Below are 15,748 nucleotides of genomic sequence, written 5' to 3' on the forward strand. Positions count from 1 at the left end.
GGAATCAAATTGAACAAAACAAAAATTACGGTTCGTAACAATGGTTCGCTATTCGTACAAGGCGAGTTTGAATTAGTCGATGCAGATGGAAATGTATTCGAAACGAAACCTGCTATTTCGCTCTGTCGATGCGGTTTATCAGATAATAAACCCTTTTGTGATGGAAGTCACAAGGGGAACTTCGAAAGTGTGGTAAAAGCAAAATAGCATACAACATACATATGAAAACACCTTTTCATGAAGGTGTTTTTGTTTGTTTTATTGAGTTTTACGCATAAGTCTCGTATCAGGTAATAAAGAAAAACCTAATTTTTCGTAAAAAAGGACCTTATCATCATTGCAATACAACTCGACTCGCTCAATATGAGCAGTGTTCTCTATGATATCCTTCATTAACTGCTTCCCTAATCCTATACCACGAAATTGCTCATCTACAATTACATCAAATATCATAGCTCGATAGACATGATCGGTTAATACTCTAGCAAATGCTGCTAATTTTTTCACCTCATCATCCCAATAGGCAAACAGCAGATCACTAGAAGCTAAGATTTTTTTTACATCTTCTAATGTTCGTGCTCTCGTCCACCACTGACGGGAGTAAAGCTCATGCAGTTGCAAAGTTTGTTCTTCTTGTAATTGATGAATTAATTGGAATCCGGGCATGTCTAACCTCCTATGAACATAATCATGTCTAGTGTAGACGAAAACTCAGCAAGTCGACAGAGCACAAATTCTGCCATATTCCAAAGTACTTTTATAAAAGGAGGCTCGGATTGAAAATCTTAAAAACATCCTTAATCGGTACTTTTTTGTTTATTAATTTAGCCTTGATTCTCTTTCTATGGGAACGAAATCAATTAAAAATCGACAACAACGAAGTGCCTTCTATTGCAAATGCAAATACACATACAAACAAAAGGGAGATCATAACAGAAAAAATAAGTTCATCAAGACAAGGCGACTACGTAGTTGAAAAGCATGAATCTATTGAGATTTGGTACGATCAAAAAGGGAACAAGATCAAACGAGTACCTACAGGAGATCACACTTACTTACGATACTGGGCATCCAAAAAAGGGAAAATCATCATGGATGACCATGATGATGAATAATTAAGAAGTTGCCCTTTTTTCTTCAGAGGGCTTCTTTTTTGTCGCTTCTAAACTAGCTTTGAGTGCTTCCATCAAATCTACTACTTTCTCGTTGCGAATTTCCTTCGCTTCTACTACTTCTTCTCCTTGGATTTTCTTCTCGATCGCTTCTTCTAATGCCAAGCGATATTCATCTTGATATTTGCTTGGATCAAATTCAGTAGTCAGTTGTTCAATTAATTGATTTGCCATTAATACCTCTTTTTCATTTAATTGCAGGTCTTGAGGCAAATCTGGCACTAAATCAACATCACGCACTTCATCTGGATAGAAAATGGTTTCCATCACCAAGCAATTTCGATAAACACGAACAACTGCTAACGTTTGTTTCGATCTCATCGTTATTTGGGCTATCCCAATCTTCCCTGAATCTTCTAATGCTTTTCGAAGAAGTGCATATGCTTTGCTCTTGGTATCCTGAGCACCTAGATAATATGTTTTTTGAAAATAAATAGGATCGATATCTTTCAGATCCACAAAATCTAGTATCTCAATCGTTTTACCTTGATCCGGCAGGAGTTTTTCTAACTCTTCTTTATCCATCACCACAAATTTGTCATCTTGATACTCATACCCTTTGACTACTTCTGCCCAAGGTACTTCTTTTTTACAGTTAGGACAAGTACGTTCCATCTTTATAGGTGTCTGGCATTCTTTATGAAGGGAACGAAAACGAACCGGCTTTTCTTCTGTTGCTGCGTACATTTTAATTGGTATATTTACAAGTCCAAAACTGATGGAGCCTTTCCACATCGTATGCATAGCACTCACCCCTACGTCAGATTCAGTTGTTCCCAACAAGCTAATGTGCTTTCTGGTCTTCCTTCTAATAAATGGCATACACCTTCGTAAAATAAAGGCTCTTTCCATTTTATCGCTTTTCTTCTAGCTAATTGAAAATGCTCAATCGCTTCGGGGATTTTACCTGTTTCTAGCATAGATCTACCTTGATGATAGTAACCCATCGCTTGAGCCATCGGCTTTTCTTGATCTATTAAATCTCGAGCCATATTAGAAACTTCATCAAATTTTCCTGCACGTGTAGAAATACGCATTTTCATCGCTTGCCAGATAGGTTCATTTTTCACTTTTTCTGGTAATGTGTCATATGCTTTTTCTGCACGTTTTGTATTCCCTTCGGAAAGCTTTATCCACATAAAAGTAAACAATAAATCAGGATCGTTTGGATACAGCGTTAAACCCTTTTTCACCCACAGATCAGCTTCTTTTGCGTTTTTTTGGGTCCAATAATTCCAAGCTAATCCATGATATGCTGCCCTTTTATGTTCAGGATGACCAAGTAATTTCCGGTACCAGATGATTGCCTGGTCAGATTGACCCATTTCTTCATAATCATGAGCAAGTGATAACATTACTTGTGGATGATTGGTCTTTTCTAAAGATGCTAATCTCCAGTAAGTAACACTGTTCCATTCTTTGTGGTGTCGATAACAACTAGACAAATAATACATAGCCTCCCAATCGTGCTCATTTAAAGCAAGGGCATGATAAAACGCAGGAATTGCATCATGGTATTGCTGTAATCGATAATAGGATGCACCTAGATTAAACCATGCATCTGCATTTTCTTTATCATGTTCAATCGCCTGCACAAAAGCCTTTATAGCCGCTTGTTCGTTTTTTTGATTGACTCGAATACAACCAATCATATGATGAGCAAATGCTAAAAAAGGAGCCTGTGTAGCAGTAATCGCTACCAATTGAAAATGGTGAATAGCGGGGTCCCAATCTTTTCGTTGAAATTGACTTAATCCCAAATACAAACGCCCCAGCAGAAAATCCGGTTCTTCTTCTACAACATCAGCAAAGAAGCCTTCTGCTTCCCGAAACATCGTCAATCCATAATAACCTTGCCCTTGTCGAAATTGACGAACTACTGATTCATGCAACCAAAACTCTTCTTCTATTTCTATCTCTTCGTCATTTGCTATCTCTGGAAATTCAGTTGAAATAGCTGCCATCTTATCTTCGATCTTCGCCCATGATTCTAGTAGTAAATGAGAAGCCTGTTTTAGTTCCAAAAAGCGTTTTTGCCATTTTGCGCGTTCTGTAACGGTTGAATTAGGGTAATTGGCTTTTAGTTCATTGAGCTGTTCTTCCATGTCTTGAAGCCAAACTTTGTGAAACATCTCTCACACTCCCGTACAAACTGATTTATCAAAAGTATCTCCTTTGCAAAAGATTGTATGCTCATTGTTTATTGTGGATAATACAAAACTCTTATATACTTACTGCAGAATAAGCGATGCAGAGTGAGTGATACGATGGCAAAAGCAGATAATTTGCTTTCTATTTTATGGTTATTACTATCCAGACAACGGATGACCGCAGCTGAACTTGCAGAACAATTGGAAATAAGCACTCGTACTGTTTACCGATACATTGATTCCTTATGCGCTAGCGGAATCCCTATCATAGCTGAAACAGGTCATGATGGTGGATATCGTTTACTCAGACGATTTGTAGAAGCGCCATTATTTTTTGATACAGATGAGAGAAAAGCTCTGTTCTATGCAGCTCAATTTGCTAAACAAGCAGGATACCCTTATGAAGGATCATTAGAAAATGCTCTGCAAAAAATTGAATATCAAATGAGTGAAGAACAACAGAAGGAGTTGGCAAACTATACACGTGGATTTGATATCGTTACACCTTCCACGATGTTAGTAAATGATAAGCTATTACAGACAATTGAAGAAGCAATCGCTTACTGCACACAGTTGACCCTTTACTACCAAAAAAAAGGTTCTTCTTTTTCTGAGAGTAGACAGGTTGATCCTTATGGTATCGTGCATTGGAATCGAAAATGGTATTTAGTAGGATATTGTCATCTTCGTTCTGAAAAACGAACATTCCGCTTGGATCGCCTTCAAAACATAGAAAAATTAAAATCCAACTTTGTTCGACCTGAAAACTTTGTAGCAACTGATTTTTTCTTGGACTGGCTAGCTCCGAAACAGGAAGGTCATCTGGTTACCATAACCATTCAAGGTTCCAAAGAAGCAATCCAATATCTCCGCCATCATTGGCAGCTTCAATACTTTTTTGTCCGTCAAACGGAAAACGAGATCCAATTTTTAGTGGAGCAAAATAATTTAGAAACCAGTATCCCTAATTTCTTATTCACCTATGGAACATCTATAAAAATCGTGGAACCAGATTCTTTACGTGCATCATTGGTTAACCTTTCTCAAAAATTACAAGATCACTATCAACAAGAATAGAAGTTACCATTTGGTCATTTCATGCAAACCAATGATTGGGAGCTACAAATACAAACGAAGTTAGTCCTATTCAAAAGTTCCATAAAAAGAAAAAGCTTCTTCAATAGGAGCTTTTTCATTGACCATCTCATTGTATTAGATCTCCGTATCTTTTCGAGAAAATTGTACGTTAAACATATTTCAGACACAAAATAACCAACTGCCTGCACATTAAGGAATCGAATGCTTGCTATGCTCTACTTTTACTTTGCTGAATAACATTAAACAGTGACTCTATCATCTTTAATGGGGTTTTATCGGCTACTATGATCGGGGCAAGTTTACAGCTTGCGAAGCAATCCATCTCTTAATTGATTCTGCAGCAGTTTCTATTGTAGCAAGTTGATTAGGAGAAAAGTGGAAATGTTCGTTTGTATTTGGTAAAAAATCTTTTAGCAGACTACTTTCCCCACCTTCTCCCTTTTTGATGATTTGATACGTTCCATAAATCCCTTGTTTTGTATCATGTGGATTAAATTCAAACAAAATTTCTTGGATTCGATCCCGAAAAATACGAGGAGGAAGAAAATAAATAAATTGTTTTGGTTCTGGTGCTTTGGGTCCTGTGTAACCTTCATGAATCCAACTCATTCTTAAAGATTTGCACCCTTCTAAAAAATGCTTCATCAACCCTGAAGCACTGATCTGGATAGGATCGGTGTCTCCAGAATTTTTACCATTTCTTATTTTTAATTCTGTACGGAAGTAATATTCAGTCATTTTTGATGAAACGGCTAAATTCTCTGGACAATCGAATGAAAAAGGAAATTGGATTTCTTGTCCAGGCTCAATCCGAAACGTAGACTGTTTGATGGGGATGCTGGTTACGATTTGACTAAACCGATTGGTGTGATCTCGCCTTTTACTATGTATATATTTATATTTCACATACAAGTGAACGACCAAGGACTCCATTTCTTGACTGACATTACCTCTCTTGACTGACATTACCTCCAAGTAGATGTAAGCTACCAGATGCTGTTTGTCCCATTGTCAGTTTATTTTGATCAAGCTGTAAATCTACTTGAGTCGATCCTATTCCAATGAAAGCAAAAAATTTTTCAAACATAACTAATCTCCTTTATAGTCTATTTAAAAATAATAACATAAACGAATATCGCTGAATTGTTTCAAAGCTATCTTTAACATATAGGCAACCTGCTCTAATACTTTTTTAAGACTGCGGAAATAATTATGGTGAACAAAAAAATACAAGCCTCTCTCAACGAGTGGCCTGTATTCGTAAATTTATTGAATTGTTATTTTTCCATTTTGCTAAACTACTAAACTAAACAATAGAATAAATCCTAACCCGACTACCGAAATAATCGTCTCTAATAATGTCCAGGTTGCAAATGTTTCTTTGATGTTTAAACCGAAAAATTCTTTGAACATCCAGAAACCAGCATCATTTACGTGCGAGGCAATTAAACTACCGGCACCAGTTGCAAGAACAACTAAAGCTAAATTAACATCTGCTTGATTTAACAACGGAATAACCAGACCAGAAGTTGTTAGAGCAGCAACAGTAGCAGAGCCTAGAGAAATCCGTAAAATTGCTGCGATTATCCATGCGAGTAAAATTGGTGACAACGCAGTTGATATCCGATATTTTCTTGTTGGATGACCTTACCTTTTTCACTAAATAAAACAGCTTTCGTACTTGTCGTGCCGATATCAACACCTAACATATAGCTAGTCATTTCTGTTGCTCCCGTTCACTTGATAGCATTTGTTGAGATCTCCAAAGATCATCTACTTTACCTTGAACATCATCAAAATTCAGATGTAAGGATTGAATCATAATGTCTCTATTTTTTGTATTTATCGCTTCAATATACAGTTCATGATTTTTGACAATACGTGCTAGGTCATCATATTTCTCCTCGAACCGCACTCGCATCGACAATAGGATAAAACTTTCCATGACTGGTTTGGCATTATTCCATATCATCATGATGTAGGAATGATTAATCGAGCGAATGATCGTTTCATGAAATAAAACATCCTGATAAGAAAACTCATCTGCATCTTTATATTTAATGGCAATTTTCATCATTTCCAGTATTTTACTTAGTTCTTTAACTAGGTTCTTCGTTTCCATTCTTACTAGACGTTCAAAAACAAATGTTTCAATGAGTAGACGCACATCATATATTTCTTCTATCTCTTTCTCTGTTAAACCAACCACTACTGCCCCCATTCTCTCTAAGCGAATAATATTTTCATTTGCTAGTTTTTTTAAAGCATCGCGAATAGGCGACCGACTAACCCCATAATCTGCGGCTAATTTATTTTCTGATAATATGGAACCGCTTTCAATTTGACCAGAAATAATACGCATTCTGAGGTCACAAGCTACACGCTCACCAGTAGAGGCTTTGGAAAGCCATTTTGTTGGGTACATCGAATCCTTTGAGTCTGTCAAAATGAACCTCCTATCTATATAACAAGTATACTTGTATACAAGTATTATAGTATACACTTTTTGAAATGCAAGCGCTTTTAAGAGGCTGAATATTCAATCATAAAGGGGACCTGTTCCAAATAGGAATGCGGCAAGAATTACTTCTTTTTTGGACCACATAAAAACAAGAGAGTATTCATGACCTTTATACTCTCTTGTTCTGAGTTTCAAATGGGTATAGCATCTCCCCGCACTTCTTTCAATCGGTACAGGACAATTTGGTTCACCACTTCTGCATTGGCTTTTCGTAAATGCTCTTTATGGATAAATTTGTGACGGAGATAGCGAAGTTCCCGATAGCTATCCGTACTGCTTTCAGCAGAGACTGCCTTTAAACCGGTCTTGCAATTGTTTGTTATCTTTTCGTTTTAGATCTCGGAAACCAAGAAGATTACGAATGGTCTTCCGATGATCTGTGTAGTTTCTTTCTTTTCCAACCCCAACTATATCCGTCAAAGAAATCTCCAATCAAAGCATTTACCTGATCCGCTATGTGCTGGACAACTACAGGAGGGATATCTTGTTTTTGATTCGGAAAACGAGCTTCTTGTTGAAAATATTTCAAAAGAACCGCAAAACCTAAACGATTTGCGTTGGTTTTCTTCCCCATTATCAAATGACGTTCACTGTGTAATATAGTGAAGTGTTCTTCTAGTTCTTTTTTGCATCCCAGTTTCTTTTCAATTATCGCTTTCCCTTCTCTCTATGTTATTTCTAAATAAGTATAATTTCTGATAGAGAGAAACTATCTATAAAAGCAGTACAAATCAGTTAAAAATCAGAATTCTAAAATATGGAAATAATCCTGCGGACTAGAGTAGCAACTCTGTCACTGGGCCTCATAGCTTGATAACAAGGGCGTACAAAATCTTTCCCACTTTGTTTATCAACAATTATCATGCGTTCCTCTATTCCGAGGTCTAACATCTATTCCATCTGGCGTTCTTGGTTTTGATCTTTCGAAGAAACACATACATATCCTAGTTTTATGTATCATCCTCCTGAGATTTGATTCAAATTATAGTGAGAATGTTTGTAAAGGTCAATCATCATAAAGGTATGTTTTTTTATGAAATTTCCTATCTTTATAAACGCTAGATTTCGTGCATTGATAATGTATCCTAAAAGTATAACCTTTTACCTCAATATTTTTATCTCAGTTAAACTCCATAGATCCACCATTGCATAATACGATTTTCACATTTGACAAATAAACTGGATGAAACTATATTAGTTACAGAGGGGGGAGTCCATGAATAATACTCATTTCACCATTGCTCTCCATATTTTAGTAAGGATAGCATTAGTTGCTGAAAAGAATAAAGTCATTACTTCTAAGGAAATAGCTACAAGCGTCAATACAAATCCTGTTTTTATTCGTCGGATTCTCAGTTCACTCGAAAAAAGTAATCTTGTAGTTGTTCAATACGGTACAGGATCTGGTTGGAAGCTGGCACAAACTCCTGATAACATTACCTTATCTGATGTCTATCAAGCTATTAAACAAAAACCTATTTTTGATCTCCATCATAGTATTCCAAATCAGAATTGCCCAATAGGAAAAGGTATCCAACCAGTGCTGAAGTATTATTATAGTGATGTAGAAAAAGCACTTCATTCAAAGTTAGCAAAAACGACTGTAGCTGATTTACTGGGAGAAACTCTTTCTTCTCAAGAATTACATTCATAAGGTTATCTACACTATTTATGATATTTTTTTATTCATGGATGTAACTAATTTAGTTTTATTCACGTGAAAATATATGAGCGATTTATAATTAGGGAGGGAACATGGGTTCCAAAAGTAATGTTTTAAAAATAAGAGGGTTGATTCTTGTACTTACAGCTGCAATTTCCTGGGGAGGATCAGGTGCTGTTGCTCAGTATCTATTTAAACATCAGGGAATTAGCACAGAGTGGTTAACTGTAATGCGCTTATTATTAGCAGGGATTCTAATGTTGTTTTTTGGTTATAAAAGAGAAAAACAACGCATTTGGGAGATTTGGAAAGATAAACGGGATCGCCTGGAATTGGTATTATATGGAATATTAGGAATGTTAGCTGTTCAATACACCTATTTTAAAGCCATTTATCATGGAAATGCAGCTACAGCTACTGTCCTCCAATACTTGGCCCCTATACTTGTTACCGGTTATTTAGCAATTCGCTCCAAACAATTCCCAACAGTAAAAAAGTTATTTGCGATGTCATTAGCAGTTTTAGGAACATTTTTCCTCATAACAAAGGGAAACATTCATACTCTATCTATTTCTGGAGGGGTACTTTTTTGGGGGCTTAGCTCAGCATTTGCCCTTACGATCTATACCATTCAACCACAAAAACTTCTTACAAAATGGGGATCATCCTTGATAGTAGGTTGGGGGATGGTAATAGGAGGAATTATATTTAGTTTTGCCTATCCTCCATGGAGATTTGAGGGACAATGGTCATATTCTACCTCAATTGCATTTCTATTTATTACTCTATTCGGAACCATTATTGCTTCTTATTGTTATTTGCAGAGTCTAAAATATCTTAGTCCCTCTGAGGCCAGTTTATTAGCTTGTGTAGAACCATTGTCAGCAGTCGTATTATCAGTTGTTTGGTTGCATATAAACTTTGGTTTGGCAGAATGGATAGGTACATTGTGTATTATGAGTACCATTTTTATTCTATCCATTAGCAATGAAAAGGAATCACAAGATCGATGATAGATGGAATACTTCGATATCAAATTCGAGAGGAGAAAACAACATTATGGAACGTAGGAATATACAAGTACTTTTAGCAAATCGACCACAGGGGTGGGTACAGGAGAGTGATTTCCTCTTTACTGAAACAGTACTCCCTTCATTAATGGAGGGAGAGGTGTTGATCAAGCACCTTTATCTCTCACTTGACCCCTATATGCGTGGAACAATGAACGATGCCAAATCCTATGCTCGGAAGGTCGAGTTAGGACAAGTCATGCGTGGGGGAACGATCGGCGTGGTGGAAGCTACAAAACATCCCGATTTTCAAGAGAATGATCTTGTATCAGGGTATTTTGGTTGGCAGCAGTATAGTATCTTTAACGGACAAGATGTACTTGGTCGAAATGTGAGGAAGATTTCCCCAAAGGATGGCATAGCACCTTCCGTCTACTTGGGAGCCTTGGGCATGCCAGGCGTGACAGCCTGGATCGGACTTCAAACCATTGGACAACCAAAGGCTGGTGAAACGGTTGTTGTGTCGGCTGCTTCAGGGGCGGTGGGCAGTGTTGCTGGGCAGTTAGCAAAGATCCAGGGGTGTCGTGTCGTTGGTATAGCAGGTGGAAAGACGAAATGCGACTATGTGATCAACGAACTCGGCTTTGATTCCTGTGTTGATTATAAGGCGGGTCATTTGGCTGAAGACTTGGCAAGAGCTACTCCAGAGGGAGTCGACATTTATTTTGAAAATGTTGGTGGCGAGATCCTTGAAACTGTGTCGCAACGCCTCAACCCATTTGCACGTATTCCTCTCTGTGGTTTGATTTCTCAATATAACGAGATTTCCCCACAAGGGTTTCACAATTTTGGAGCATTATTGACCTTGCGTGCCAAAATTCAGGGATTCAATGTACAGGACGCGAATACAAATCTATGGCAAGAAGCAATAAACGAGCTTGAACAACTTCTATTAACAAGGAAGCTAAAGTACCGTGAGAGCATAGTAGATGGTATCGAACAAGCTCCGAAAGCATTTATCGGGATGCTTAAGGGCAAAAACTTCGGAAAGCAACTTGTCAAGCTAACATAAAAAAATCCTCTTGCCTTTGTATAATAAACAAAGGGAGAATTACTCGTTCAAGTTGATAACAGCGATTTGAATAGGTTGAACACAGATTAATACTAAGGAAGTCCTTAGACCTTTTGGAGCTGTTTGAGTCTATGGGCTTCTTTTATTAGAAAAATTATTTTATTATTCTGTCCAATATTCAATGACCACTTAATACAGTCACATTATTTTATTGAACACACAAGAATTACATTATTTGTAATCTATCGTGCCATTTTCCGACTTATCTCGGAACATCCCCTTATAGAGGTAGGTTCTCATGTCCATTCTGTAAATTCACCTCACGCAAAAAACATTTTTAATCTTCCCAAACACTTACTAATGGTAATCCCTTTTTTGTTCTGGCAGCATCAACTATCTTTTGTATAAAATCTGTTTTAGTGCGAGTATATTCCTCCAAATCTTCTCCATGATCTTGTGCAGCTCTCTTTTTGATCACTCCATATTCTCGGACGATATCCGGATGTTCTTTTAAATAATCTCGGAATAAAAATTCGTTTCTTGTATAAAACTCATCATTAAACGGGATGACATGTATATTATGAGTCCATGAACCATTTGTGTATTTAGAAAATAGATATCTACCAATCATACCTGTTTGAATATATTCATAGCTTTTTGAATTAAAAACGGATTTGTAAAATGCAATTTCATTAAATGGTGAAACCCCAATGAAAATATCGACAATCGGTTTTGCTTCCTGTTTTGGGATGGAGGTGCTTCCTATGTGCTCAATTGCTATTACATTTTCACCGAGAAGAGCAGATATATTGACTCTTTCTAATTCGAGAGCTATGATCCAATTTGGATCATACTTCATTATCTTAATTTTATTGCTCATTTCATTTCACCACTTTCAATCTGATATATTAGAAAAGACCTCTACACCATTATAACTTCTGTCACTAGATTAATGATCACTGTAGTAGGTTTAGGGACAGGATTCGTGCTCTAGTCCGTCAGATTGATTCCATTTTCGACTCGGATTGGTATAAAGCAATGTGGTATGGATGTTACTATGTCCAGCAATGGATGCCACTTCATGAACGTTTAGTCCTTTTTCTAACGAATTGGAAAAAAAGAAATGTCGTAGATCATGGGGAGAGATAGCCGTCTTCATATCAGCTAACTTGCTATACTTGTTAAATGACTTGAAAACAGTGATTCTTGAGAGTCGTTGGCTGCGGTTACTAACGAATACATACGGGCTAACTTCTGCCAATCATACTTGGATCTCTCTTGTTTTAGGTAATCTCGTAGTAGACGAACCACCTTGTCCGATAAAAAAACAGTTCGAGATTTCTTTCCCTTTCCGTCTCTCACTAGTAACTCTTGTGATTCTAAATAAAGATCGTGTATTACTAGGGAAAGAGCCTCGCTGATCCGTAGACCATTATAAGCCAATAAATTCACCAGAGCATAATCACGTTTATTTTTTGATTCTAACACCGTCTGAATAAATCGTTGTACATCAGCTTCACTATGCACTGCTGGCGATGCATACCCATGTTGAACCTTCTTCCAATCCTCTTTGTGGATCACAAAATGATCTTGTTCCCCTGTTTGGATTAGATATTCATTCCAAGAACGCAAACCAGCCAGATGAGAGTTAAACGTACTCGGAGCAACTCCTCTTTGCTGAAGAAAAACTTTATAATCTGCTACATTTTCCACAAATAACTGCTGTGGAACCTTCTGGAATCGATCTTGAAACCGCCAAATGTATGCTTTCACAGAAGATAGATAAGAGGAAATCGTGTTAGGAGATTTTCCATTCGAGATCAAATATTGTTCGAAAAAGCAAAGAATATCTTCTGATAAATTATGTTTCCTTATTGATGAATAGCGTAGCTGAAATGGTAAAAAAAGTAAACATAAATGATGTTATGTTTCAAATATTTATCGTAACCCTGTCAATTAAACAATCTTATTTGCTATAATCATTACAAAGCAAGCAACCGATCTGTTCGGAGGATCACATGATCGAATCGGGTAGTCCCTTCTGGTGGATCAACTGGTTCTACGATAACGCCATCAAGGCTCTGGAGAACTTCTACGGAATCTCAACGAGTCGGAGCTCTCACACCCTTAGCAGCAACGCTGAGGCAGTAAATCTTGTCCAGAACGATCTCAGTGATCACGGGCGAGTCGGTTCGAAGGTGATGCAGTCTGTGCGCAAGGATCTCCTGGGGGATACTCTCCCTGGTGAGGTCGAGTTCTTCGAGCGTGTGCAGACGCTTCTCTACGCCATCCGCAGTGGTAACCGTGAAGCCGCTGGCCTCATGGTCCAGTCTGTGCGTAAGCACTTCGATTCGGACGAGAAGCTGAGGGATGCGAATTGGGAGTTCGAGGATAACGGCGGCGAAAATCGTACGCAACTGATGGCTGAGGCGGACGACTTCGAACAGCAGGCGAAGTTGCTTCTTGCCTGAACCGTGAGGTTCGGTGCAGCGGGGTGATTACTTCTAGAAGTAATCACCCCGCCCCGTTTATATAGACATTAAGCAACATTCAATTTAATTGGAATCCGCTTTTTGTCCCTGCTCATCTGATGCGAAAACAACTTGAAAATCTAATCCTGACTCATTAAAGTCAATGGTATTTTCGTTTACATTCAAACCATGTTTCTTTGCTATCATTATCACCTGTTTTTTGTCCATACAACTTTCTCCTTTATTTTATTTCCTCATACCTAAGTTATTGCAAAAACCAAAAAATAAACAGAGAGCAGATGTGCACTCTCCGTTTATTATATAGACAACAATATTACAAAGAGAATTGTTCTTTATACCATTTACTTGCTGCATTCACTTCTGATCTCGTTAACTGATGACCATATGTTTCCCAATGGACGGTCACAGAAGCCTTAGCCTCCAACAATACTTTCTCTAGTTCTTCTGTCTCCTCTGGAGAACAAATAGGATCATTTGTGCCTGCTCCGATAAAGACTTTAGTACCTGATAAAATAGGTAACGTTATATTACGAAGCGGAACCATCGGATGGTGTAAGATCGCTGCTTTTAACGCATCTTGGAAATGATAGAGCACGCTAGCAGCGATATTGGCACCATTGGAATACCCTATTGCAACCACATTTTTGGCATCAAATTCGTACTGTTTTGCTGATGATTGAATAAAATCATATAATTCTTTTGTTCGAAATACAAGATCTTCTTCATCAAAGACCCCTTCTGCTAATCTTCTAAAAAATCGTGGCATACCATTTTCTAATATATTGCCACGTACACTTAGTACAGAAGAAGTAGGAGAGACTTCTTCTGCAAGTGATAATAAACTGTGTTCATTTCCCCCTGTCCCATGTAGAAGGAGTAACACTGGTGCATGTACATCCGTTCCTTTACGAAAAATATGTTTCACTCTGAGTCCTCCTCTAATGCTCTTACTTCTATATCAGGCAAACCGTTTTCAATTCCTCGACGATATTGTTCAAACCAAGCAGGTAGCATCAATTTTTCACCAAGGTGCTCTGCTTCTTCATCGTTAGCAAATCCTGGAGGATCTGTAGCGATTTCAAATAAGATTTCCCCATGTTCCCGGAAGTAGATAGCATGAAAATATTGACGATCGATAATGGAAGTGGGACGGAATTCGTTACTTTGGACATGCTCTCTCCATTGTTCTTGCTCTTCATCGGTTTTTGCTCTCCAAGCGATATGATGTACCGTACCAGCTCCACCAACTCCAGCGTAGGTTACTGCTGTATCAATATCGATAATATTACCAATGTCTCCAGTAGCTTGATATCGAATATAGGAATCCTCTTCCCGAACTTTTGTTAATCCCATTACTTGTTCCAAAGTATGGCCGGTTTTTTCAGGAGCTGTACTGTATAAGATAGCCCCGCCAAATCCTTTAATCGCTTTGTTTGGTGAAACACCACCAAAAGACCAATTGCTATTTTCTCCATCTTCACGCTCTACGATTTCCAACTGTAACCCTTCTGTGTCTTGAAATTGCAAATATTTCTCGCCAAATCTCTCTGTCTCAGTCACATCTACTTGGAATTGTTGAAGTCGTTTATGCCAAAAACCAAGTGAATTTGGTGGTACTACATAAGTGGTAATCCCAACCTGTCCCCCACCAATGCGACCTTTACGAGAACCAGCCCAAGGGAAAAAAGTAATAATGGTTCCTGGTTTTCCTACCTCATTTCCAAAATACAAATGGTACACTTCAGGAGCATCAAAGTTAATTGTTTTTTTCACTAGTCGTAAGCCTAATACTCCAGCATAGAAATCTACTGTTCCTTGTGCATCTTGTGCAAACGCTGTAATATGGTGAATTCCTGCTGTTGGTTGTCTCATATTAACACTTCTCTCTATTTGTTTTGGTTTTCATATAATTTCCCAGTGACGATCATATATTTCACATTTGTATATCTTTAATTTAAGATTTTTAGTAAAATAAAAACACAGATCTTGTAACTAGAAATATTTCTCCGCGTACAAGCCCAATTTTTTTAACAATTGGCTGGCAGTCTTTTTTTCTTCTTCTGTTAATCCTTTTACTGCATTTTCAATCACTTGTGTATGATTTGGAAAAACCTTCTCAATAAATTGCTCTCCTCGCTCTGTAATTTGAGCAAATATAAGGCGACGATCAGTAACAGATGCATTGCGGCGGACTAAGTCTTTTTTCTCTAGTTTGTCTACTACATAGGTAATATTTCCACTACTCATCAAGACTTTCGTGCCAATACGCTGTAACGGTTGTGGCCCTTTGTGATACAATAGTTCCAAGACACCAAATTCAGTTCGGTTTAAACCAAGTTTTTTGATATCTCGATCAGCATGTGCATTAACCCATTGATTTGCTCGAGATAAGGCTATAAATAATTCAAGAGAACTGTTTTTGGTTGTATCCATCGGAACCACTCCTTTTTGATTTAATTATCTTAAATTAAAGATATAACAAATTAAAATAAATGTCAAGCATGCTTTTAAGAAAGATAATTTTCCATCGTACAACAGAAGAGAAGTGCAGGTTCACATATATAGATTTC

General features: G+C 37.6%; 20 protein-coding genes and 5 pseudogenes. 7 read left to right on the plus strand and 18 right to left on the minus strand.

The window, feature by feature from the left end; genetic code table 11:
• Positions 1–9: 9 nt before the first annotated feature.
• Entirely contained in the window at positions 10–207 is a 198-nt protein-coding gene (locus tag GSM42_RS01995) for a CDGSH iron-sulfur domain-containing protein (protein WP_160799557.1), read from the plus strand.
• A gap of 51 nt (positions 208–258) precedes the next feature.
• Here GSM42_RS01995 and GSM42_RS02000 read toward each other — a convergent pair whose 3' ends face one another.
• Complete coding sequence (locus GSM42_RS02000; RefSeq protein ID WP_160799558.1) at positions 259–666, minus strand: GNAT family N-acetyltransferase; 408 nt, start codon at positions 664–666, stop codon at positions 259–261.
• A 110-nt stretch (positions 667–776) separates the two neighbouring features.
• Between GSM42_RS02000 and GSM42_RS02005 the strand changes: the two genes are divergently transcribed.
• Complete coding sequence (locus tag GSM42_RS02005) at positions 777–1,115, plus strand: hypothetical protein (protein WP_160799559.1); 339 nt, start codon at positions 777–779, stop codon at positions 1,113–1,115.
• Here the strand turns inward: GSM42_RS02005 and ku are convergent, their stop codons facing one another.
• Both ku and GSM42_RS02015 read right to left on the minus strand, forming a co-directional pair.
• Positions 1,116–1,916 (minus strand): non-homologous end joining protein Ku, encoded by an 801-nt coding sequence (gene ku, locus GSM42_RS02010; RefSeq protein WP_160799560.1) that lies wholly within the window; start codon positions 1,914–1,916, stop codon positions 1,116–1,118.
• An 11-nt stretch (positions 1,917–1,927) separates the two neighbouring features.
• On the minus strand, positions 1,928–3,304 hold the full coding sequence (locus tag GSM42_RS02015) for a tetratricopeptide repeat protein (RefSeq protein ID WP_160799561.1): 1,377 nt from the start codon (positions 3,302–3,304) through the stop codon (positions 1,928–1,930).
• Between the two features lie 135 nt (positions 3,305–3,439).
• On the opposite strand from GSM42_RS02015, the gene GSM42_RS02020 reads away from it, so the two are divergent.
• On the plus strand, positions 3,440–4,399 hold the full coding sequence (locus tag GSM42_RS02020) for a helix-turn-helix transcriptional regulator (protein WP_160799562.1): 960 nt from the start codon (positions 3,440–3,442) through the stop codon (positions 4,397–4,399).
• A 303-nt stretch (positions 4,400–4,702) separates the two neighbouring features.
• Here the strand turns inward: GSM42_RS02020 and GSM42_RS02025 are convergent, their stop codons facing one another.
• From GSM42_RS02025 to GSM42_RS21105, 8 genes and pseudogenes are all read right to left on the minus strand, one after another.
• Positions 4,703–5,386: a sporulation protein gene (locus GSM42_RS02025; protein WP_160799563.1), complete on the minus strand. Its 684-nt coding sequence runs from the start codon at positions 5,384–5,386 to the stop codon at positions 4,703–4,705.
• The gene (locus tag GSM42_RS02030) at positions 5,367–5,507 is read right to left on the minus strand and encodes a sporulation protein (RefSeq protein WP_160799564.1); all 141 of its coding nucleotides are present in this window, start codon (positions 5,505–5,507) and stop codon (positions 5,367–5,369) included. The genes GSM42_RS02025 and GSM42_RS02030 overlap by 20 nt, the downstream gene beginning before the upstream one ends.
• 206 nt (positions 5,508–5,713) lie before the next feature.
• Positions 5,714–6,037, minus strand: a pseudogene (locus GSM42_RS02035) (GntT/GntP/DsdX family permease); the annotation flags it as partial.
• Positions 6,031–6,141: pseudogene (locus GSM42_RS20915) on the minus strand (FGGY family carbohydrate kinase); the annotation flags it as partial. The pseudogenes GSM42_RS02035 and GSM42_RS20915, both read right to left, overlap by 7 nt.
• Complete coding sequence (locus tag GSM42_RS02045; protein WP_420820959.1) at positions 6,138–6,845, minus strand: GntR family transcriptional regulator; 708 nt, start codon at positions 6,843–6,845, stop codon at positions 6,138–6,140. The pseudogene GSM42_RS20915 and the gene GSM42_RS02045, both read right to left, overlap by 4 nt.
• A 239-nt stretch (positions 6,846–7,084) precedes the next feature.
• Positions 7,085–7,246, minus strand: a pseudogene (locus GSM42_RS21265) (Tn3 family transposase); the annotation flags it as partial.
• Between the two features lie 50 nt (positions 7,247–7,296).
• On the minus strand, positions 7,297–7,515 hold the full coding sequence (locus GSM42_RS02055; protein WP_237446425.1) for a DUF4158 domain-containing protein: 219 nt from the start codon (positions 7,513–7,515) through the stop codon (positions 7,297–7,299).
• Positions 7,516–7,742: 227 nt separating this feature from the next.
• Positions 7,743–7,895 (minus strand): annotated as a pseudogene (locus GSM42_RS21105) (recombinase family protein); the annotation flags it as partial.
• Positions 7,896–8,157: 262 nt separating this feature from the next.
• On the opposite strand from GSM42_RS21105, the gene GSM42_RS02060 reads away from it, so the two are divergent.
• The 3 genes from GSM42_RS02060 to GSM42_RS02070 all read left to right on the plus strand — a co-directional run bounded on the left by GSM42_RS02060 (position 8,158) and on the right by GSM42_RS02070 (position 10,686).
• Positions 8,158–8,595 (plus strand): Rrf2 family transcriptional regulator, encoded by a 438-nt coding sequence (locus GSM42_RS02060; protein WP_160799566.1) that lies wholly within the window; start codon positions 8,158–8,160, stop codon positions 8,593–8,595.
• A gap of 101 nt (positions 8,596–8,696) precedes the next feature.
• Positions 8,697–9,617: a DMT family transporter gene (locus GSM42_RS02065; protein ID WP_160799567.1), complete on the plus strand. Its 921-nt coding sequence runs from the start codon at positions 8,697–8,699 to the stop codon at positions 9,615–9,617.
• A gap of 46 nt (positions 9,618–9,663) precedes the next feature.
• Positions 9,664–10,686 (plus strand): NADP-dependent oxidoreductase, encoded by a 1,023-nt coding sequence (locus tag GSM42_RS02070; RefSeq protein ID WP_160799568.1) that lies wholly within the window; start codon positions 9,664–9,666, stop codon positions 10,684–10,686.
• A 337-nt stretch (positions 10,687–11,023) separates the two neighbouring features.
• On the opposite strand, the gene GSM42_RS02075 is transcribed toward GSM42_RS02070, so the two are convergent.
• The 3 genes from GSM42_RS02075 to GSM42_RS02080 form a co-directional block, all read right to left on the minus strand.
• Positions 11,024–11,566, minus strand: a complete 543-nt coding sequence (locus tag GSM42_RS02075; RefSeq protein ID WP_160799569.1) for a GrpB family protein — start codon at positions 11,564–11,566, stop codon at positions 11,024–11,026.
• Positions 11,567–11,656: 90 nt separating this feature from the next.
• Positions 11,657–11,947: a tyrosine-type recombinase/integrase gene (locus GSM42_RS20920; protein ID WP_275402107.1), complete on the minus strand. Its 291-nt coding sequence runs from the start codon at positions 11,945–11,947 to the stop codon at positions 11,657–11,659.
• Positions 11,851–12,510, minus strand: a complete 660-nt coding sequence (locus GSM42_RS02080) for a tyrosine-type recombinase/integrase (protein WP_275402108.1) — start codon at positions 12,508–12,510, stop codon at positions 11,851–11,853. Before GSM42_RS02080 ends, GSM42_RS20920 begins: the two co-directional genes overlap by 97 nt.
• 194 nt (positions 12,511–12,704) lie before the next feature.
• On the opposite strand from GSM42_RS02080, the gene GSM42_RS02085 reads away from it, so the two are divergent.
• Positions 12,705–13,157, plus strand: coding sequence for a hypothetical protein (locus tag GSM42_RS02085; RefSeq protein ID WP_160799570.1), 453 nt, complete (start codon positions 12,705–12,707; stop codon positions 13,155–13,157).
• A gap of 105 nt (positions 13,158–13,262) precedes the next feature.
• Here the strand turns inward: GSM42_RS02085 and GSM42_RS02090 are convergent.
• The 4 genes and pseudogenes from GSM42_RS02090 to GSM42_RS02105 form a co-directional block, all read right to left on the minus strand.
• A pseudogene (locus tag GSM42_RS02090) lies at positions 13,263–13,385 on the minus strand (macrolide 2'-phosphotransferase); the annotation flags it as partial.
• A gap of 106 nt (positions 13,386–13,491) precedes the next feature.
• Positions 13,492–14,103 (minus strand): dienelactone hydrolase family protein, encoded by a 612-nt coding sequence (locus GSM42_RS02095; RefSeq protein WP_160799571.1) that lies wholly within the window; start codon positions 14,101–14,103, stop codon positions 13,492–13,494.
• Complete coding sequence (locus tag GSM42_RS02100) at positions 14,100–15,050, minus strand: ring-cleaving dioxygenase (RefSeq protein WP_160799572.1); 951 nt, start codon at positions 15,048–15,050, stop codon at positions 14,100–14,102. The genes GSM42_RS02095 and GSM42_RS02100 overlap by 4 nt, the downstream gene beginning before the upstream one ends.
• 120 nt (positions 15,051–15,170) lie before the next feature.
• A complete protein-coding gene (locus GSM42_RS02105; protein WP_160799573.1) occupies positions 15,171–15,611 on the minus strand; it encodes a MarR family winged helix-turn-helix transcriptional regulator in 441 nt (146 codons plus the stop codon).
• Positions 15,612–15,748: the final 137 nt, after the last annotated feature.

The sequence above is a fragment of the Shimazuella alba genome, from assembly GCF_009831235.1.
GTDB lineage: Bacteria > Bacillota > Bacilli > Thermoactinomycetales > Thermoactinomycetaceae > Shimazuella > Shimazuella alba.